We start from the raw sequence: 14,316 nt of genomic DNA on the forward strand, positions 1-14,316 counted from the left end.
TCATAGGCAATGGCATGGATAGTTTTGTAGGCTTAATCGTTAGTTTAGTCACAATTTCGCAACAATTTGATGGTATAGTAATGCAATCAGAGGTGGTGAATGTCGAGTATATCAGGACTGGATGAGGCGTTTTACGGCAGATTGCTCAAAGAAATCGAGCGGCTCGAAGGTGTTTTAGCATTCGGTAACGTGGCCGATGCTTCTGTGCGTTCGGCATTGGAACTTTACATTCAATCAGCCAAGAAACAGGTTGCTCATTTTGAGGTGATCGAGAAAGAGGCAATTGAAGAAAAGAAGAAAAGCGGGGAAATTGCGTTAGAAATAGCTGCTCAGAAGGCGCAGATGGAAACTGCCTTAAACGAGCAGGAGAGAGCGCAATTCCAATCGTTCCTTGAACAGGAGTATTTCACCAAGGCTGATTTTGGGAAACTGGAATCGTTCTATACTAAGAGCTGGGACAAACTGACTGACCAGGGCAAAGATGAAATGAGCCATCGTGTCTGGGAAGGTGTGCGACGTGAGGAATATCAGTTCAGCGAATTGCCTGATATCGTGAAAGAGAAGGAAGCGGAGCGGCTCAATCAGCGGCTTCTAGATCCCAGAAAGATGACGCCAGAATTACAAGCAATTCCAGAGCGTGATCGAGATGATTTCACTGAGGCATGGGGTCGCAAACAACGTGAGGAAGCTTATGAAATTCTGGACAGGCCAACATTCGCAGAAAACTTAGTTGTTAAAAGAACAGAAGATAAATCGCAATTCGCAAACGTGACCGATGTTCAAATAGCTGACAAATTAATTGCGAATAAGGTCGAGAAGCCAGCTTCCCAACCTAGTCCATCAGCTATTGAGCTAATGGACAGTAATAAAATAAAATTTGAAGAGCTAACGATTATTGAAAGCCCTATGCTAGCTGCGCCACTCAGTAATTTAAAACAGCAGGCGGAAGGAAATGCCGTAAAAAAATAACTACTTCATGTTTATAGCAGATTCAAGGATGCCGATCTCAAGCTCTGATTGAGCAAGTGCTCCCAGATCCATGAAAATTCCAGAAATCACTCTCTTGAACTTGGCGGACGCTTCTTCCGGCAGTGCGGCGTCCAGTTTATTAAATAGCTCGGTTTGTAAGGTTTGGTATTGGCGATAGCTGGTGACCGCATCAAGCAGGAAATTGTCAGGTTTCTGGCTTTGTGTCCCGTTCCATGCCCGACGGCTGATCTCTTCTTTGCCTTCCTCGGTAAGTTTATCGAATCCGGTTTTATAAAATTGTTCAAGTTGGCCGAAGTGCTCCCTCGTAAATTGGGCGTAGCTGAGCAGGACTTCGTATTGTTTTCGTTCAGCGGCGTTCAGCGCATTTTCCTGTTCGACCAGAGCGGCAACGTCTTTTCTGGATACGGCACTCCCGCTTCCCGAAACAAGAGCTGATTGGAGTTTTAACTGCAAGTGCTCGAACCCGCCTTCGACACTGTTGCCGCCTTTCATTGCTTCGAATACCAGTTCTTGGTGCCGATTAAGTATTTCAATGGCTACTGTTCCGGTGTTTTGTTCGCCTTGTATACCCTGCCTCGTGCACCTACCTGCTTCTTTGGCGAGCACATCCAAGCCGAGCTTGGGGGAGAGCAGGTTCCAGTTAGTGACCAACTGGTTTAGGTATTCATCTGTCAGATGGTCTGGCAGGCTGTTCCGGGTTTTTCCTGTTTTTGACCTGAACTTTTCCGAGACACGTCCATGTTCAGCTTGGATGTGCTCGATGTATGGTTCCGGGCTGCCGTAGTATTCCATGCTCCCGGCGATCTGGAGGAAGATGTTTGTGAGATTTGTCTGGGCAGGCTTAAATCCCTCATTTGGATCAAAAAAACGCAGATAGGCTGTAGATCGCGGGGCGTCCTGCGCGGAGGCAAATGTGGGGAGCAGAAGCAACAAGGGCGCAATGTAAAACGCGTAAATTGCTAAATTCCAGAGTGTTAACGATTTTTGAACCAGTTTCATGGGATTCTGTTCCACGGGAGTGAAACATGAACCGAGAAACCTACAGCGCCTATGACCTCGAGGGTCGGCGGAAATATCTTACTCAGGAAGAGGGGCGCAGGTTCCTTAAAATTGCTCGCAGGCGGAAACGCGCTGAGGCACTTTTCTGCATGACGATCTACTACACCGGAATGCGGATTTCGGAGGCTTTGGCGCTGTCGGGTCAGGACATCGATTTCTCCACAGGTGTGATCCGTATACGATCGTTGAAGAAGCGCGAGCGCCGGGAATTCAGGCGAATTCCCGTGCCCAACTCACTTTTGTCGGGACTGCGACAATTGAGGGGAGACAGGACCGAAGGACCGCTTTGGACATTTTCCCGAACCACTGGTTGGAGAATCATCAAGCAGATCATGAACGAAGCGGAAATATCAGGTATACATGCGACAACAAAAGGACTGAGACATGCTTTTGGAGTCAGAGGCGCAATCGCCAAAATCCCCCTCAATTTATTGCAGCTTTGGTTTGGCCATTCCCAGTCAGCCACCACTGCGATTTATCTTAATGTGAGGGATGACGAAGAGCGAACGCTGATTCGAAGAACGTGGAAATAGCCGAATTTACCGATTGAGAACTGGCGTCAATGGCGTATTTTTATGAAACAGAATCCCATGAAACTGGTTCACGTCCAGCGTTGTATGAGTAGGAGCCAGGAATTAAGGTTGAAGGGGTGGAGGGGTGGTGATGCAGGATTGGGGCGAAAGGACCTGCATTTTCAATTCCGGCAGATAGCTGCCGATGCCTCCAAGGGGGGGGTTACTTCACTCATAGGCCGGAGGCAAAACCCAGGGACGGGCAGGGCGGGGACTTTTCCGAAGTTGAAAGCAAAGCGAGCAAGCGAGTGGTGCGCCTGCTGCTCTGCCTATGCTGGCTTCAAAGAAGTCGCTTCCGAATAATATTGCGAACGATTGCGGCCACGGTTTCAACTGGCTGGCGCATCGGGTTGCCAGTCCAGCCCAGGCATGCAGCGCGGAGGGCAAGCTGGCTTTCCAGCTCATCATACTCCGCATCTGTGAGGTCTGCCGTTTCCATCAGCTCGGCATCAGAGAGGGAAAGGAGCAAGTTCATTATGCGACCTCCTCTGGTTGAGTGTTCAGGATGTAGTTCGCGGCCTTTTGCGCCTGTGAGGCTGCGCGAATGATCCAGCCTTTTGCGTCCTTGGATTTAAGGGCATTGATCCAGCTTTGCAGGTAGGCGGCTGAGTTTGAAAGCTCGTCTTCCATGATTCCGGCGTGGGCGTTCAGAAATGAAGCCCCCATTTCGGCCAACAGTTCTTCCTCGGCGTAGGTCTTGATTGCAGTGTCTCCGCCTGCGTCAATGCCCTTGTTCTCAAGCAGGGATTTGCGGGCAAGGCGTTTACTGTGGCCGGTGCTGTGCGCCAGTTCGTGAAATAGTGTGGAATAATACTCTTCTTCACTGCCAAAAAATCCCGCTTCCGGCATGTGGACGCTGTCAGTTCCGGGACGGTAGCAGGGGATTGCTTTCCCTTCCTTGATAACGGGAGCGTTTGGCATTCCTGCCACAATGTTACGTGCGCGGGCGGTCTTTTCCGTCAAGGAAAGTTCGGGCAGATTTTCCACTGCAGGAAACTCGATGCCTTCGATCTGCGAGGCATGGAAGACGGTGTAGGCCTTCAGGAAGCGGCGGGTTTCCGGGTCTTCCCCTGTGGCTGCGTGCTCGTCCTCTTTGGTATAGGTGCCGTATTTAACGACCAGCGAACCGCGTTCACCTTTCCTGACATGTCCGCCAAGTTCTTTGGCCTGAATGAAGGTCAGAAAATAGGGGGATGTGAAGCGAAGGCTTCCAAGCAGGAAGACGTTAATTCCCTGATAGGCTTTGCCTGTTGAAAAGTTCTGCGGGAACCCCACCTTTGAGAAGTAGGGTGATTTCCACGGAACAACTCCTTGTTCCAGTTGGGTGATAATGCGGTCTGTAACTTGTTGGTAGATGTCTTGTTTCATATTGTTTCCTCCGATGCGTTTTTGCATATGCTTTGCCTTTGCAAAAACATGCGTGACCCCAGCCGGAGGAGTGGGCGGGCAGTCAAGGGAGGGTCTAAAGGAGGGGTATCTCCCAAAGTCCCGCATCGAGGCACGAGAGAGGACAATTTGGGGACACCTTTGGATGCCCTTGACGGAGCGAACACCCGCGAGGCAGTTAGAGATGCAGGAGTGAACGCAGGGAACGGGAGCGTCAAACTATGCCGCTTTTAAGCGGTAATTAATTGGCACGGGGACAGACCGGAACGGTGAAGACTGAAGCGCAGCGGAAGGCAATGCCGGGACGGCTGCTTCCTGTGCAGGTGCAGCAGGACGTGGCAGTTGGCAGTGTCCGGTGGAAAGGCGGCGGACTCTGCCAAAGGGGCAGGGAGCTGGAAGCTCGGGGCGTTACGGGGTGCCCCCGTTAGAATGGGTAGCGCCTCACGAAGTCGGCGCGAGGGAAAGGCTTTTCCCCCCACTTGCGTTCATTGTTGTATGGAATAGAGAAACCCCATAAACTGCAACCAGACATGGAACTGACACAAAACCTTAAAGCACTCCTTCAGGATATTGGGGAATCCTCCGCACTTTTGCAGCTCTGCATGAGACTCCATGAGAGCGCAGACTGGCGCGTATACCGGAACTACGCTGAACATGGATGTGACCTTGTGTTGATAGGGAATGGAAAAACCATCAAGATCGAGGTGAAGACCCGACAGAACGTAATCAAAAAGCAGGCGAACAGGACAACGCTTCATTTCACGCTGACTGAATCTGAACGCAATTCCGCACAATTCGTGATCGCCTACTGGTTCGACAGGGCAGCTTATTTCGTGCTGCCGACCTCAGCCCTCAAACCGTCCAGAAGCAAAACCAAGACCTTATACAAATTCATCGCCTACTGCTCGAACGTGGTGAACGATTTCACGGATTTTTCGAAAGGATGCCATGAGGCATGGCATTACATAATGGATGAAACCAAGGCAAAATGAATGGGACAACCGAAACAGGGGAAGTGTGAATGATTAAAACAGGGATGATTCAAAGGCTGGCATTAACAGCCCTAATGGTTCTGTGGCTGGTGCCTGCGAATGCGGCTGAATACAGCGTAACCGGTAAAGTGGTGGGAGTGCATGACGGGGACACGATCACCATAGTGGATGAAGACAAAGTTCAGCTCAAGATCAGGCTGGCCTCCATAGATGCCCCGGAATCAGCGCAGCCTTTTAGCGCGGCTTCAAAGAAAGCGCTGTCTGACATGGTATTTGGAAAGCGGGTAAGGGTGGATGTGCAGGGCAATGACCGCTACCGCAGGGCGATAGGGGACGTTTATGTTGGTAAGAAATGGGTGAACCTCGCACTAGTTGAACAGGGCATGGCGTGGCAGTATCTTCAATACAGCAAAGACCCGGAACTGAGGGCAGCAGAGCAGCGTGCGCGGGAATTGAAACTTGGCTTGTGGCAGGATAAAAAGCCCACCCCGCCCTGGCTGTGGCGCAAAGCCAAGAGGACAAACGCGGGGAGGTAAGGCGGGCTTGCTCTGCCAAAGGTAGGCTGGGGCGTTACGGGGTGTTGCCGATAAAGAAATGGTTTAAGCGTCATTCGAAAGAAGCGTCTGGTTCAGAAATACTTGCATCCGTCAGGTTGCCTCTTTATTTAGTTCTCTATGCCATCTATCCAACAGATCAAACAAGCCATTGCCGTGGCTGAGAAAATTGAAGCCCTCGAAGCTCAACTTGCCGGTATTTGGGGGACAAAAAAAGCCCCTTCTGCCGTAGCCGTTGAAGCAGCAGCCGAAACGTCGGAAGTTCCCAAAAAAAGGGGGAAGGCTAAAAAGGCGGTAAAAGCAAAAAGAGTGATGTCGCCGGAAGCGAGAGAAAAGATTGCTGAGGCTCAACGCCGCCGGTGGGCTAAATCAGCAAAAACCAAGTAGCGACTTGATCCGTGTCATAAGGACGTTTTTTTTGCGCGGAAGCCGCCGCATCCTGCGCAGCTAGCGAAATGATTTATCCGCTGGTGATTCGCTCCCGAATCAAAAAAGTGAACCTTGGCGGACTGAAGAAAGATATTCCTGCCATTCAGGTAACGCGGCTGCTTCATCAAGAAGGGTCTTGGTGGCTGCAAGCGGTCCGCCGTATGCTTCGACTGTCCCAGGCGGAACAAAATGTGAGCGGTAGCCGGTGCCGGTGATTGGGAGCGGGGCATTTTCCGGTTCAAGTGACTGGACAACCAGATGCTCTACAATGCCGTATGAGGTGTCGAAGGTGATTCCGATGCGGATAGTGACGTGGCCTGAATTCCATGTGATCTCGTGCTGTTCGATTTTGGTCATGGTGAACTCCTTTGTGATTTGGGGGTTGAAATGCCGCGCTGTGAAGCGCGGCATGTGCTGCTATTCAGCAGCAGTGGGTTCGATCAAAGCAATCCATGCTTCGGCCTCGGTTAGGGTAGTGATGAGCTTGGAAATGTCAGACCTGTGGAAACTTCCTGACTGGCGCCATGCATCTCCTGATTTGAAGCTGCGGTTTACGGTGACGGTGTGGCGTGGTTTGCCCTTGCTGTCATTGAGCCAGATGGTGGCTTTTATACTGCCGTTCCTGATCTCGTGTGCTGGTTTCTGATTCATAAAGACTCCTTTCAATTGGTTTCTCCCCGCTGGGATTGGGAGCGTGAAAGGCAGCCGGTGAAGCAGGGTGTTGTCATGCCCAACACGGATTCTTGGAGCGGGCCGGGTATTGACTGCCCTGCGCGGCTGCTACGTTTCCCAAAATGCCGGTCGGGAGAACCGGAAGGTCTGTATCAGAATTCTTTCAGCAGACAGAACTGCGCTGATATTGATGCTTGATAGGCGTTTGCCAGCCTATTGCGCCCACACAATGCCGGGACGGCAGTGCTTCAAGGTTTGGCGTAGTTCGCCTTGTTGGTTTCCCACCATGCTTTCCATTTCGCGATACCGTCCGGGGTCGTTGCCCCTTTGCGCGAATCTCTGGTGAATGGCGCATCCGGCAGGTTCATCTTGGCAAGTGCGGTTGAGAAGTCACCGACTGGAACATCCAGGTTGGATTCATCCATGAGTTGAAATAATAAACTGACGGCAAAGCCGTTCTTTGCAGAGGTCAGGCTGTCGAGGGTGGCTGATCGGTAGTTGGTGAGAAGGCCGGATTTCGGGCGGCCTTCCTCTTTTTTGAAAAGGCGGGTGATGTAGTCTTCGGCAGTTGGGGCTTCTGTGATGTATTGGGCGGCTTTGGCAGCGATGGCCTTTTGTCCGTCCGTGGCTTTGAACTCGTAATGATACTGCTTGAAGAACATGATGAGCACGGCAACGGCATCATCACCGGGCAGTCCCTTCACGTCATCAAGGGCAGAAATGTCGCCGAGCATCAGCCGTTCGCCTGCGCGGTCAATCAGTTTCATGGTGGCCTTTTGCTGTTCAGTCTGAGCGGGTAAAGCTGCTGAAAAGCCGATCAGGGCGACGGCGGGAAGGAGAAATCGACGGATCATAGAGGCGGAATTGCTGCCGCATTCACCCAAAGCGTGGCGAAAGTCAAGGCATTGCAGAGGTTCGAGGGCAAGTGGCTTAGCGCCTGTGAACCCTGGTTTTAAAGTGCCTCCACAGATGGCACTTGCCCGGTGTGGTAGTGGGGGAGTGAAAGGCATCACTTGATTTTGTCCCAAAATCAGTTTACACCTGCCGGAATGGAGCGAAGCAACAAACTTGGCGGGAAGCGGGACGGTGCCGGAAGGCCTCGGAAATTCGCGCAATATGAGGAGCCTACCACCCGCATTCGGGTGCCAGTGAGCCTTACCGATGACATTTACCGTTTCATCAGCTCCGATATTCGCATACCGCTGTTTTCGTCGGTGGCTCCTGCGGGTTTTGTGTCTCCTGCGGATGACTTCATTGAAACGACATTCACCGTTAAGGAGCTGGTGGAGTATTTCATGCAGCGACCGGCAGCCACATTCCTGGTGCGCATTTCCGGCTGGTCGATGAAGAATGCAGGCATCAATGATGGCTCTATTGTCATTTGCGACCGTGGGCTTGACCCTGCGGATGGTGACGTGGTGCTTGCCTCGGTTGACGGTCAGGTGACGTGCAAACGCCTGCGGCTGGAAGGGGAGACAGTGGTCTTGTGTCCTGACAATGAAGAATTTGAGCCGGTGATCGTCGGGGCGCTGAGCGATCTTGTGGTGTGGGGTGTCGTCACCGGGAATTTCAACATGCACAGGAACGCCAATGGCTCCAAAGGCAAAGGCAAGAAGATGTCCCGAATCAAAATGGGCGCGACTGGTTCGGTAGCCCCTTCCAAAACCAAAAAGGCTTCCTGAACATGCCGCTGCAAGCGCAAAATTCGGGAGCCTGATATGTTTGCCCTGGTTGACTGCAATAATTTTTACGCCTCCTGCGAACGGGTTTTCAACCCTTCGCTTGAAGGCAAGCCCATCGTAGTTCTGTCGAATAATGATGGCTGTGTTATCGCCAGGTCTAATGAGGCAAAAGCCCTCGGCATCAAAATGGGCGAGCCTTATTTCAAGGGGCGAGAGCTGATGGAGAAAAACCGCGTGGTGGTGTTTTCCTCAAATTACGAACTCTATGGCGACATGTCGGCGCGGGTGATGCAGACCTTGCTGCTGCACACGCCGGTCATTGAGAATTACTCAATTGATGAGGCGTTCCTCGATATGGATGGGTTCGGGAAGCCGCTTGAACATGCGGCAAACCTGCGCCGCATTGTGAAACAGTGGACGGGGATTCCGGTTAGTGTCGGCATCGGGCCGACAAAGACCCTGAGCAAAGTTGCGAACAGGATCGCCAAAAAAGCTCTGGTGAATGTGGGTGTTTGCGGGCTGCTCACCGCTGAGGAAATCACGGCTGCGCTTGTGAGTTTCCCTGTAGAAGATGTGTGGGGGATTGGGCGGCAGTCGGCTGGCTTCCTTGCAAAGCACGGGATCGGCACGGCAGAGCAATTCCGGGCAATGCCTGACAACTGGATTCGGAAGAACATGCATGTGGTGGGGCTTCGCATTGCCTGGGAGCTGCGCGGCATCAAATGCCATGAGCTTGAGTTCACGCCTCCGGCCAAGAAGAGTATTTGTGTCTCGCGTTCCTTTTCAGAGAGGCTGACTGCTATGGAATCCGTTAGCGAAGCACTGCTTACGCATACGGCGAGGGCAGGGGAGAAGCTGCGGCATAACCGGCTGCTGGCAACGCGTATGATGGTCTTCCTGCACACAAGTCCGCATGCCCCCAATGAGCCTTTTTATTACGGCAAGTTGCCGATAAAACTCCCGTTCCCGACGAATGACACTTTGGATTTGAGTCATTTTGCCGTGGCTGCTTTGAAACAGGTTTTCAAGGCAGGGCACCGCTACATGAAATGCGGGCTGGAGCTTTCGGAGATGGTTGCAGAAGGAACGGAAAATCTTGAGCTGTTCGCTCCGGTCAAGAAGGAGCGGAACCATGCCTTGATGAAGGCCATGGATGAGCTGAACCAGAAAATGGGTCGGAACACGGTAGTTTTTGCTGGGTCTGGAGTGAAGCGCGAATGGTTCACCAAGCGCGACCTCCGTTCCCCGCGCTATACCACTGACATGAATGAACTGGTGATCGCATACGCGAACTGAACGAGCCGATTTCAGTAGACTCTTACTCAATCAATTCATTAAACAGTTTGTTGGAGCATAATCGTGTTCTCGATAACGGTTTCGATTTCGCTGTAAATATCAACACTTTCCTTTGCGCACTCAATCGACACGATCAATGAGTAGTTCATTATCGCCTCCGCTCGGTCATGGCTGGATCGCGTGCGCCACCATCCTGTAACGGGATAGACCGCAATGTGTTTCATGCTGATTAAATCAGCGGCAGAGCCCTCCCACATATCTGAGTGAATCGAGCCCTTGAAGCATTCCTGGCCGAGTAGCCAACCGTCGGTTGAGCCTCTGACGTGTTGTCTGTCATCTGTAATAAATTCGTCTGATGCGATTTTGTTTACATCGGCGTTCAAATCTTCGGCTGCCTGGCCAGGAGCCGACACTTTAAACCTGAGAGCACAACTTGCGTAGCGGAACTGTGATGTGTAACCACGATTGCCTGGGTTGGGTTCGATGAAGTAGGACAGCGTGACGCGCATTCTTACTTTTTCAGTCGGATTGGTAGTCAGGGTATTTGCTGGCCAAGGCAGACTGTGGAGATGCATTTTGTTGAAGAGAGTCTTTTCACCTTCAATCTTAAAGGGCTGAATTTGACATTCAGAAATCAGGGTTGCGCTATTTTTAGAGCATTCAATGGCGCGACGAAGATTTGGCACGCCATAGCCAACCGTTCGCAAGAGAAAGGTAGCCCTATCGGATTTCAGCCGACTTTTTTCTCGTGGGATTGTTGTTTCCATCGCATCTGTCCAATGAGCGGAATGAATCATCAATCCCCGGATGGTCTCAGGTGAGTAATCGGGATATTCCGCCATCAGGATGGCCGCCATTCTGGCAGCCAAAGCTGTGGCTGGACTCGTTCCGGATGTGGTGCCGAACACGCCCTCATTGTATTGAGCGTGGGTGGATAGTAACATCAGTTCGTCGAGATTCAGGGTAGAATGGTTAGCCGCTTGATAGCCTGCGTTTCCGCCTTCAAAAACGATGTCAGGTTTATTTGGCCAATGGTTAGCCCATTCAATGGACGTGCTGCTGACTGGTGAGAGCGCACCACGAATTGCAAGAGGAGTATACGAAGAAGCGAGTCGAATCGTCTGTAACTCAGTATACGCGCCAACACAAAGTGCATTCCATGACTGTCCTGGATTGCGAACTGTGTGTTGGTAATTAGACGCCGGATAGTCTTTCCATAAATCTTGTGGAATGTTTCCTGCGCTTAAACACAAAAGTCGACGCAACTCCCCTTCATTGTCAACTCCCGCTGCTAAATTATCCATTTGCGAGGACCATGATGTGGGAATCGCTTGATTGGGTTCTGACATCGTGGTGGTGATGCACCAGATTCTTCTCCGATCGCGTCTGCGTGCCTCAGATAGAGAAACACCCTGCGCTGTATAGTAGCCAGCGAGTTTTTCATCAGTATTTTTTTGAAGAGGCGGCGGCACTATTTTTACGCCCTCCACATTTACAGGCATTTCAACGCGTTGGGTTCCTGAAAGTATTCCAGCTAAGTCGCCATACAGACACAATCCGGCCATAAGAGTTCCGTGATTGTCATCATCGCCTGAGCTCCAGCTTAGTTCAATGGTCATGTTATCCTCTTCTCCGATGAGCTTTTCGAGCATCGGATGGCCACGATTGATTCCAGTGTCCAGAACACTGATCCATGGTGCATTAGGATCTGAATCTGAGATTCGCACCAGCAGATCATCTCCATATTCAATTTGCTCGGATGGAAGCATGCCGGAAAATACGTCAGCGTAGTCACGACCTCGTCGAATCTCAGAAATGCAGTTGAGCACTGCAACATCCCTTGCAAAATCACTTCCACGACCGAACGCTGCAAGAATCGTATGTTCAGGTAATTTGATCCTACCTTTCCCAACGCGAATACCTTGTTGCTCAGCGAGGATTACAAATTGTTTTAGAATGACCTCGCGTTCGTTTTCGGAAGCACCGCGTCGCAACCATATTTCTAACCATAGCTCGTCGTTTGCAGGAAAGGGTTCCGTTTCTGTCCATAGTTCCTTGGCTGCGGCTAAGTGGACACGTTCAATAGCTTCAACGAGCGGTCGATATAGGGGTTTGCCTCTGTGTTTCTGAGTCAGATAACTATTTACTATTTCATCGAGGACCGAGAGTTTTCCGTCGGGCACAAACCAGGTCTGATTGTTCAGCAGCGTATGGCCAGATTGAACTGTTCGCTCATTCAGCAATTCCCACCCATTTTCAATAAGCCGATCTACCGGAATAAAAGTATTTGGCGCACTCTCAAGTTCTACAGATATTCCCCGAGCCTTGATAGATTCATTTCCTTCCCAGCTTTGTGCAAGCACCTGATAGCTAGCGTCTATGGATTGGATCTGTCGATCAAGTGCCCTCCCATGCCCCGCGAAATTGTGACGAGTGGGTGTAGTAGGGGAATTACCTCTTTTCTTGGACTTGTAATCCTTTTGAGAATAAAATCGTTCAACGCGTAGGTGGCGCTTTCTTTGTTCTTCTTGCGCCATGACTTTCTATGGGTTTGCGTTTGGTTCGTTTGACACGCTCATCAATAGCCTTCAGCAGAAGTGCCGTTGTAAGCTTCGGTTTTTGTTCAATTAGTCTTTCTTTGACGGCATCATCAGCAGCTCTAACGGCCTCAGCGAGATTCAAGGTTGCAGAAGCATCGAGGATTTTTTTCCAATTTATAGCAGAACGCATTTCATTAGCAAGTCGTTGCTCAAAAACTGCCTTCAGCTCATCCTGAGATGGGAGTGTGTATTCAATAATGTCATCAAAACGTCGGAAGAGCGCGTCGTCCAGCGACTCAGGATGGTTTGATGCAGCGATAATCAGACTATGCCCGCGCATACCCTCTAGGAAAACAAGGAAACTGTTGAGAACACGACGCATTTCTGCCACATCAGACTGGGCACCACGCGAAAGACCCAATGAATCGAATTCGTCAAAAAGAAATACCGCACGATGTGATTCGATTGCGTCGAAGACAATGCGAAGTTTAGAGGCCGTTTCGCCCAAGAATTTGGTGAAAAGCGCATCAAGCCGAAGCACAAAGAGCGGAAGTCCTAGCTCGTGAGCGAGAGCATGGGCTGTCATTGTTTTTCCGCATCCGGGAGGTCCGAGAAGTAACAAACGCTGGCGTGGCCTTAATCCGTGTTCGCGAAGTTTGTTAAATTGTTGCTGTTCCTTCACGACTCGCTTGAGACGGCGACTGAGGTCGGGTGAGAGCACCAATTGCTGCAAAGCAACCGTCGGCTGGATCAATTCGAGAAGTCCGGCCAGCTCCCCTTGCGGCCGTGCAAAATTTATAGAATTTGTTTTTGTCTGTGAAGGGAATTGCGCAATTCGTGGAGCTTTTGAGATGAGCTCTTGAATCTGTTTGGCAAGATCATCATGCCCTTTCCTAGCCTCATTCGCCGCAACCTGTAGGGCGGCTGTGCGAAAGCGTTCATCATCTCCAGCCACATGACTTTTGAGCAATTCGAGAATTTGACGCGCTGTGGCCATGAAGTTGGAATGAAAATTTTAACGGTTGACGCTAGACGAATATCACAATTCGATGCGGGAAACAAGACCTGCAGGCGTCTTGTGCTACAATACGTCGTGAATCTGAAAAGACCGTAGTAAAAGCATCTCAATGCGAAGGCAGAAAATGGTGCACTCTCGAAATTTCAGACTGTGAGCAGTGCGCGCGGCCTGCATTTTGGGAACGGAACCAGCGCGGAGGAGATGCCGGGCGGGCCCTGGAGGCGGAGAGGCGGGCGACGTGGCTGCTGGCATTGGAAGCGGGACGGGTCTGTTCTGATGGGGGAGGGAAGCAAACTGGCCGTTGTCGATGATGTAGGGCTTGCCCGGAAGAGTCGAAAATGGCGGGAGTTGCTTGAGGGGGGCGGGCAACCGGGGCGTTACGGGGTGCCCCCGTTAGAATGGGTAGCCGCTCACATCGTAGCGGCGAGGGAAAGTCTTTTCCCCATACGGTTCAGGCGCTTCAAAATGGCTCAGTAATGGACATAATTGGATATTTAATGGATATTCAAACCGTCCGCCCAAGACATTCCTGGGCGGAGGATCGTGTCTTCAGTATTCGCTTGGCAGCATAAGGACGTTGTCTGTGAAAAAGAATGTGATTTCATCCAGTGGGAAATCCGTGAACGGAATCAACTTGGTGAACACGAGGTTCATGTTGCCGTCTTCGCAGTCAAGACTTGCCGAATTGGTAGAAGTGAGTTTTAGCCGCCAGAGCTGGAATTGTTCTGCCGCGATAACAGGGATTCCCTGTGCAAAAGCGATCTCATCAAGCAGCCAGTAGGCTTCTCCGCAGTCGGCGACATGTTTGACCCCGTCGGTGTAGAGCACCTTGCGTGCGAAGGGATGGCGATACCATTGTTCGGTGCCGGTGAACTGGCGAAGATCGGTCTCGGTTAGGGTTTTCTGTGACATAAAGCTCCTTGTTTCTGGTTTCTCCCCGATGGGATTGGGAGCGTGAAAAGCAGACGTTTGAGCTGGCTGTTGTCATGCCCAACACGGGAGCGCAGCGAATGGAGCGGGCGGGGTATTGACTGGACAGCGCGGATGCTACGTTCCAAAAATGCCAAGAGGGGAACCGGGGAGGAGACGGGCATAGAACCCTGCTTTACGGAGACAGCCGGTTCAC

Annotated in this window: 16 protein-coding genes; 7 read left to right on the top strand and 9 right to left on the bottom strand. The window is 51.2% G+C overall.

The genetic code is table 11. The annotated features are described in order from the left end of the window. Nucleotides 1–99: 99 nt before the first annotated feature. Nucleotides 100–969, top strand: a complete 870-nt coding sequence (locus tag FEM03_RS08055; protein ID WP_138085685.1) for a hypothetical protein — start codon at nt 100–102, stop codon at nt 967–969. Here FEM03_RS08055 and FEM03_RS08060 read toward each other — a convergent pair whose 3' ends face one another. Beyond that, nucleotides 970–1,989 carry a hypothetical protein gene (locus FEM03_RS08060; protein ID WP_138085686.1) on the bottom strand — a complete coding sequence of 340 codons (1,020 nt, stop codon included), beginning with the start codon at nt 1,987–1,989 and terminating at the stop codon, nt 970–972. A 26-nt stretch (nt 1,990–2,015) separates the two neighbouring features. Here FEM03_RS08060 and FEM03_RS08065 point away from each other — a divergent pair, with 26 nt between their 5' ends. Beyond that, on the top strand, nt 2,016–2,582 hold the full coding sequence (locus tag FEM03_RS08065; protein WP_138085687.1) for a tyrosine-type recombinase/integrase: 567 nt from the start codon (nt 2,016–2,018) through the stop codon (nt 2,580–2,582). 319 nt (nt 2,583–2,901) lie between these two features. Here FEM03_RS08065 and FEM03_RS08070 read toward each other — a convergent pair whose 3' ends face one another. Next, nucleotides 2,902–3,096, bottom strand: coding sequence for a hypothetical protein (locus FEM03_RS08070; RefSeq protein WP_138085688.1), 195 nt, complete (start codon nt 3,094–3,096; stop codon nt 2,902–2,904). Beyond that, on the bottom strand, nt 3,096–4,016 hold the full coding sequence (locus FEM03_RS08075) for an ArdC family protein (protein ID WP_206170921.1): 921 nt from the start codon (nt 4,014–4,016) through the stop codon (nt 3,096–3,098). The genes FEM03_RS08070 and FEM03_RS08075 overlap by 1 nt, the downstream gene beginning before the upstream one ends. A 521-nt stretch (nt 4,017–4,537) precedes the next feature. On the opposite strand from FEM03_RS08075, the gene FEM03_RS08080 reads away from it, so the two are divergent. The 3 genes from FEM03_RS08080 to FEM03_RS08090 all read left to right on the top strand — a co-directional run bounded on the left by FEM03_RS08080 (nt 4,538) and on the right by FEM03_RS08090 (nt 5,940). Continuing rightward, the gene (locus FEM03_RS08080; protein ID WP_138085690.1) at nt 4,538–4,999 is read left to right on the top strand and encodes a hypothetical protein; all 462 of its coding nucleotides are present in this window, start codon (nt 4,538–4,540) and stop codon (nt 4,997–4,999) included. 44 nt (nt 5,000–5,043) lie between these two features. Continuing rightward, nucleotides 5,044–5,535, top strand: coding sequence for a thermonuclease family protein (locus tag FEM03_RS08085; protein WP_138085691.1), 492 nt, complete (start codon nt 5,044–5,046; stop codon nt 5,533–5,535). A gap of 138 nt (nt 5,536–5,673) precedes the next feature. Beyond that, nucleotides 5,674–5,940: a hypothetical protein gene (locus tag FEM03_RS08090; protein ID WP_138085692.1), complete on the top strand. Its 267-nt coding sequence runs from the start codon at nt 5,674–5,676 to the stop codon at nt 5,938–5,940. A gap of 99 nt (nt 5,941–6,039) precedes the next feature. Here the strand turns inward: FEM03_RS08090 and FEM03_RS08095 are convergent, their stop codons facing one another. The 3 genes from FEM03_RS08095 to FEM03_RS08105 all read right to left on the bottom strand — a co-directional run bounded on the left by FEM03_RS08095 (nt 6,040) and on the right by FEM03_RS08105 (nt 7,664). Further along, a complete protein-coding gene (locus FEM03_RS08095; RefSeq protein WP_138085693.1) occupies nt 6,040–6,339 on the bottom strand; it encodes a hypothetical protein in 300 nt (99 codons plus the stop codon). 60 nt (nt 6,340–6,399) lie between these two features. Then, complete coding sequence (locus FEM03_RS08100) at nt 6,400–6,633, bottom strand: hypothetical protein (RefSeq protein WP_138085694.1); 234 nt, start codon at nt 6,631–6,633, stop codon at nt 6,400–6,402. Nucleotides 6,634–6,902: 269 nt separating this feature from the next. Continuing rightward, the gene (locus FEM03_RS08105) at nt 6,903–7,664 is read right to left on the bottom strand and encodes a hypothetical protein (RefSeq protein WP_138085695.1); all 762 of its coding nucleotides are present in this window, start codon (nt 7,662–7,664) and stop codon (nt 6,903–6,905) included. 39 nt (nt 7,665–7,703) lie between these two features. Between FEM03_RS08105 and FEM03_RS08110 the strand changes: the two genes are divergently transcribed. Both FEM03_RS08110 and FEM03_RS08115 read left to right on the top strand, forming a co-directional pair. Then, on the top strand, nt 7,704–8,336 hold the full coding sequence (locus tag FEM03_RS08110) for a LexA family protein (protein WP_138085696.1): 633 nt from the start codon (nt 7,704–7,706) through the stop codon (nt 8,334–8,336). 36 nt (nt 8,337–8,372) lie between these two features. After that, entirely contained in the window at nt 8,373–9,632 is a 1,260-nt protein-coding gene (locus tag FEM03_RS08115) for a Y-family DNA polymerase (protein WP_138085697.1), read from the top strand. A 38-nt stretch (nt 9,633–9,670) separates the two neighbouring features. Here the strand turns inward: FEM03_RS08115 and FEM03_RS08120 are convergent, their stop codons facing one another. The 3 genes from FEM03_RS08120 to FEM03_RS08130 all read right to left on the bottom strand — a co-directional run bounded on the left by FEM03_RS08120 (nt 9,671) and on the right by FEM03_RS08130 (nt 14,102). Beyond that, on the bottom strand, nt 9,671–12,169 hold the full coding sequence (locus tag FEM03_RS08120) for a S8 family peptidase (protein WP_138085698.1): 2,499 nt from the start codon (nt 12,167–12,169) through the stop codon (nt 9,671–9,673). After that, nucleotides 12,129–13,169 (bottom strand): AAA family ATPase, encoded by a 1,041-nt coding sequence (locus FEM03_RS08125; protein ID WP_138085699.1) that lies wholly within the window; start codon nt 13,167–13,169, stop codon nt 12,129–12,131. The genes FEM03_RS08120 and FEM03_RS08125 overlap by 41 nt, the downstream gene beginning before the upstream one ends. 570 nt (nt 13,170–13,739) lie before the next feature. Next, a complete protein-coding gene (locus tag FEM03_RS08130; RefSeq protein ID WP_138085700.1) occupies nt 13,740–14,102 on the bottom strand; it encodes a DUF6876 family protein in 363 nt (120 codons plus the stop codon). Nucleotides 14,103–14,316: the final 214 nt, after the last annotated feature.

The sequence above is a fragment of the Phragmitibacter flavus genome (genome assembly GCF_005780165.1).
GTDB lineage: Bacteria > Verrucomicrobiota > Verrucomicrobiia > Verrucomicrobiales > Verrucomicrobiaceae > Phragmitibacter > Phragmitibacter flavus.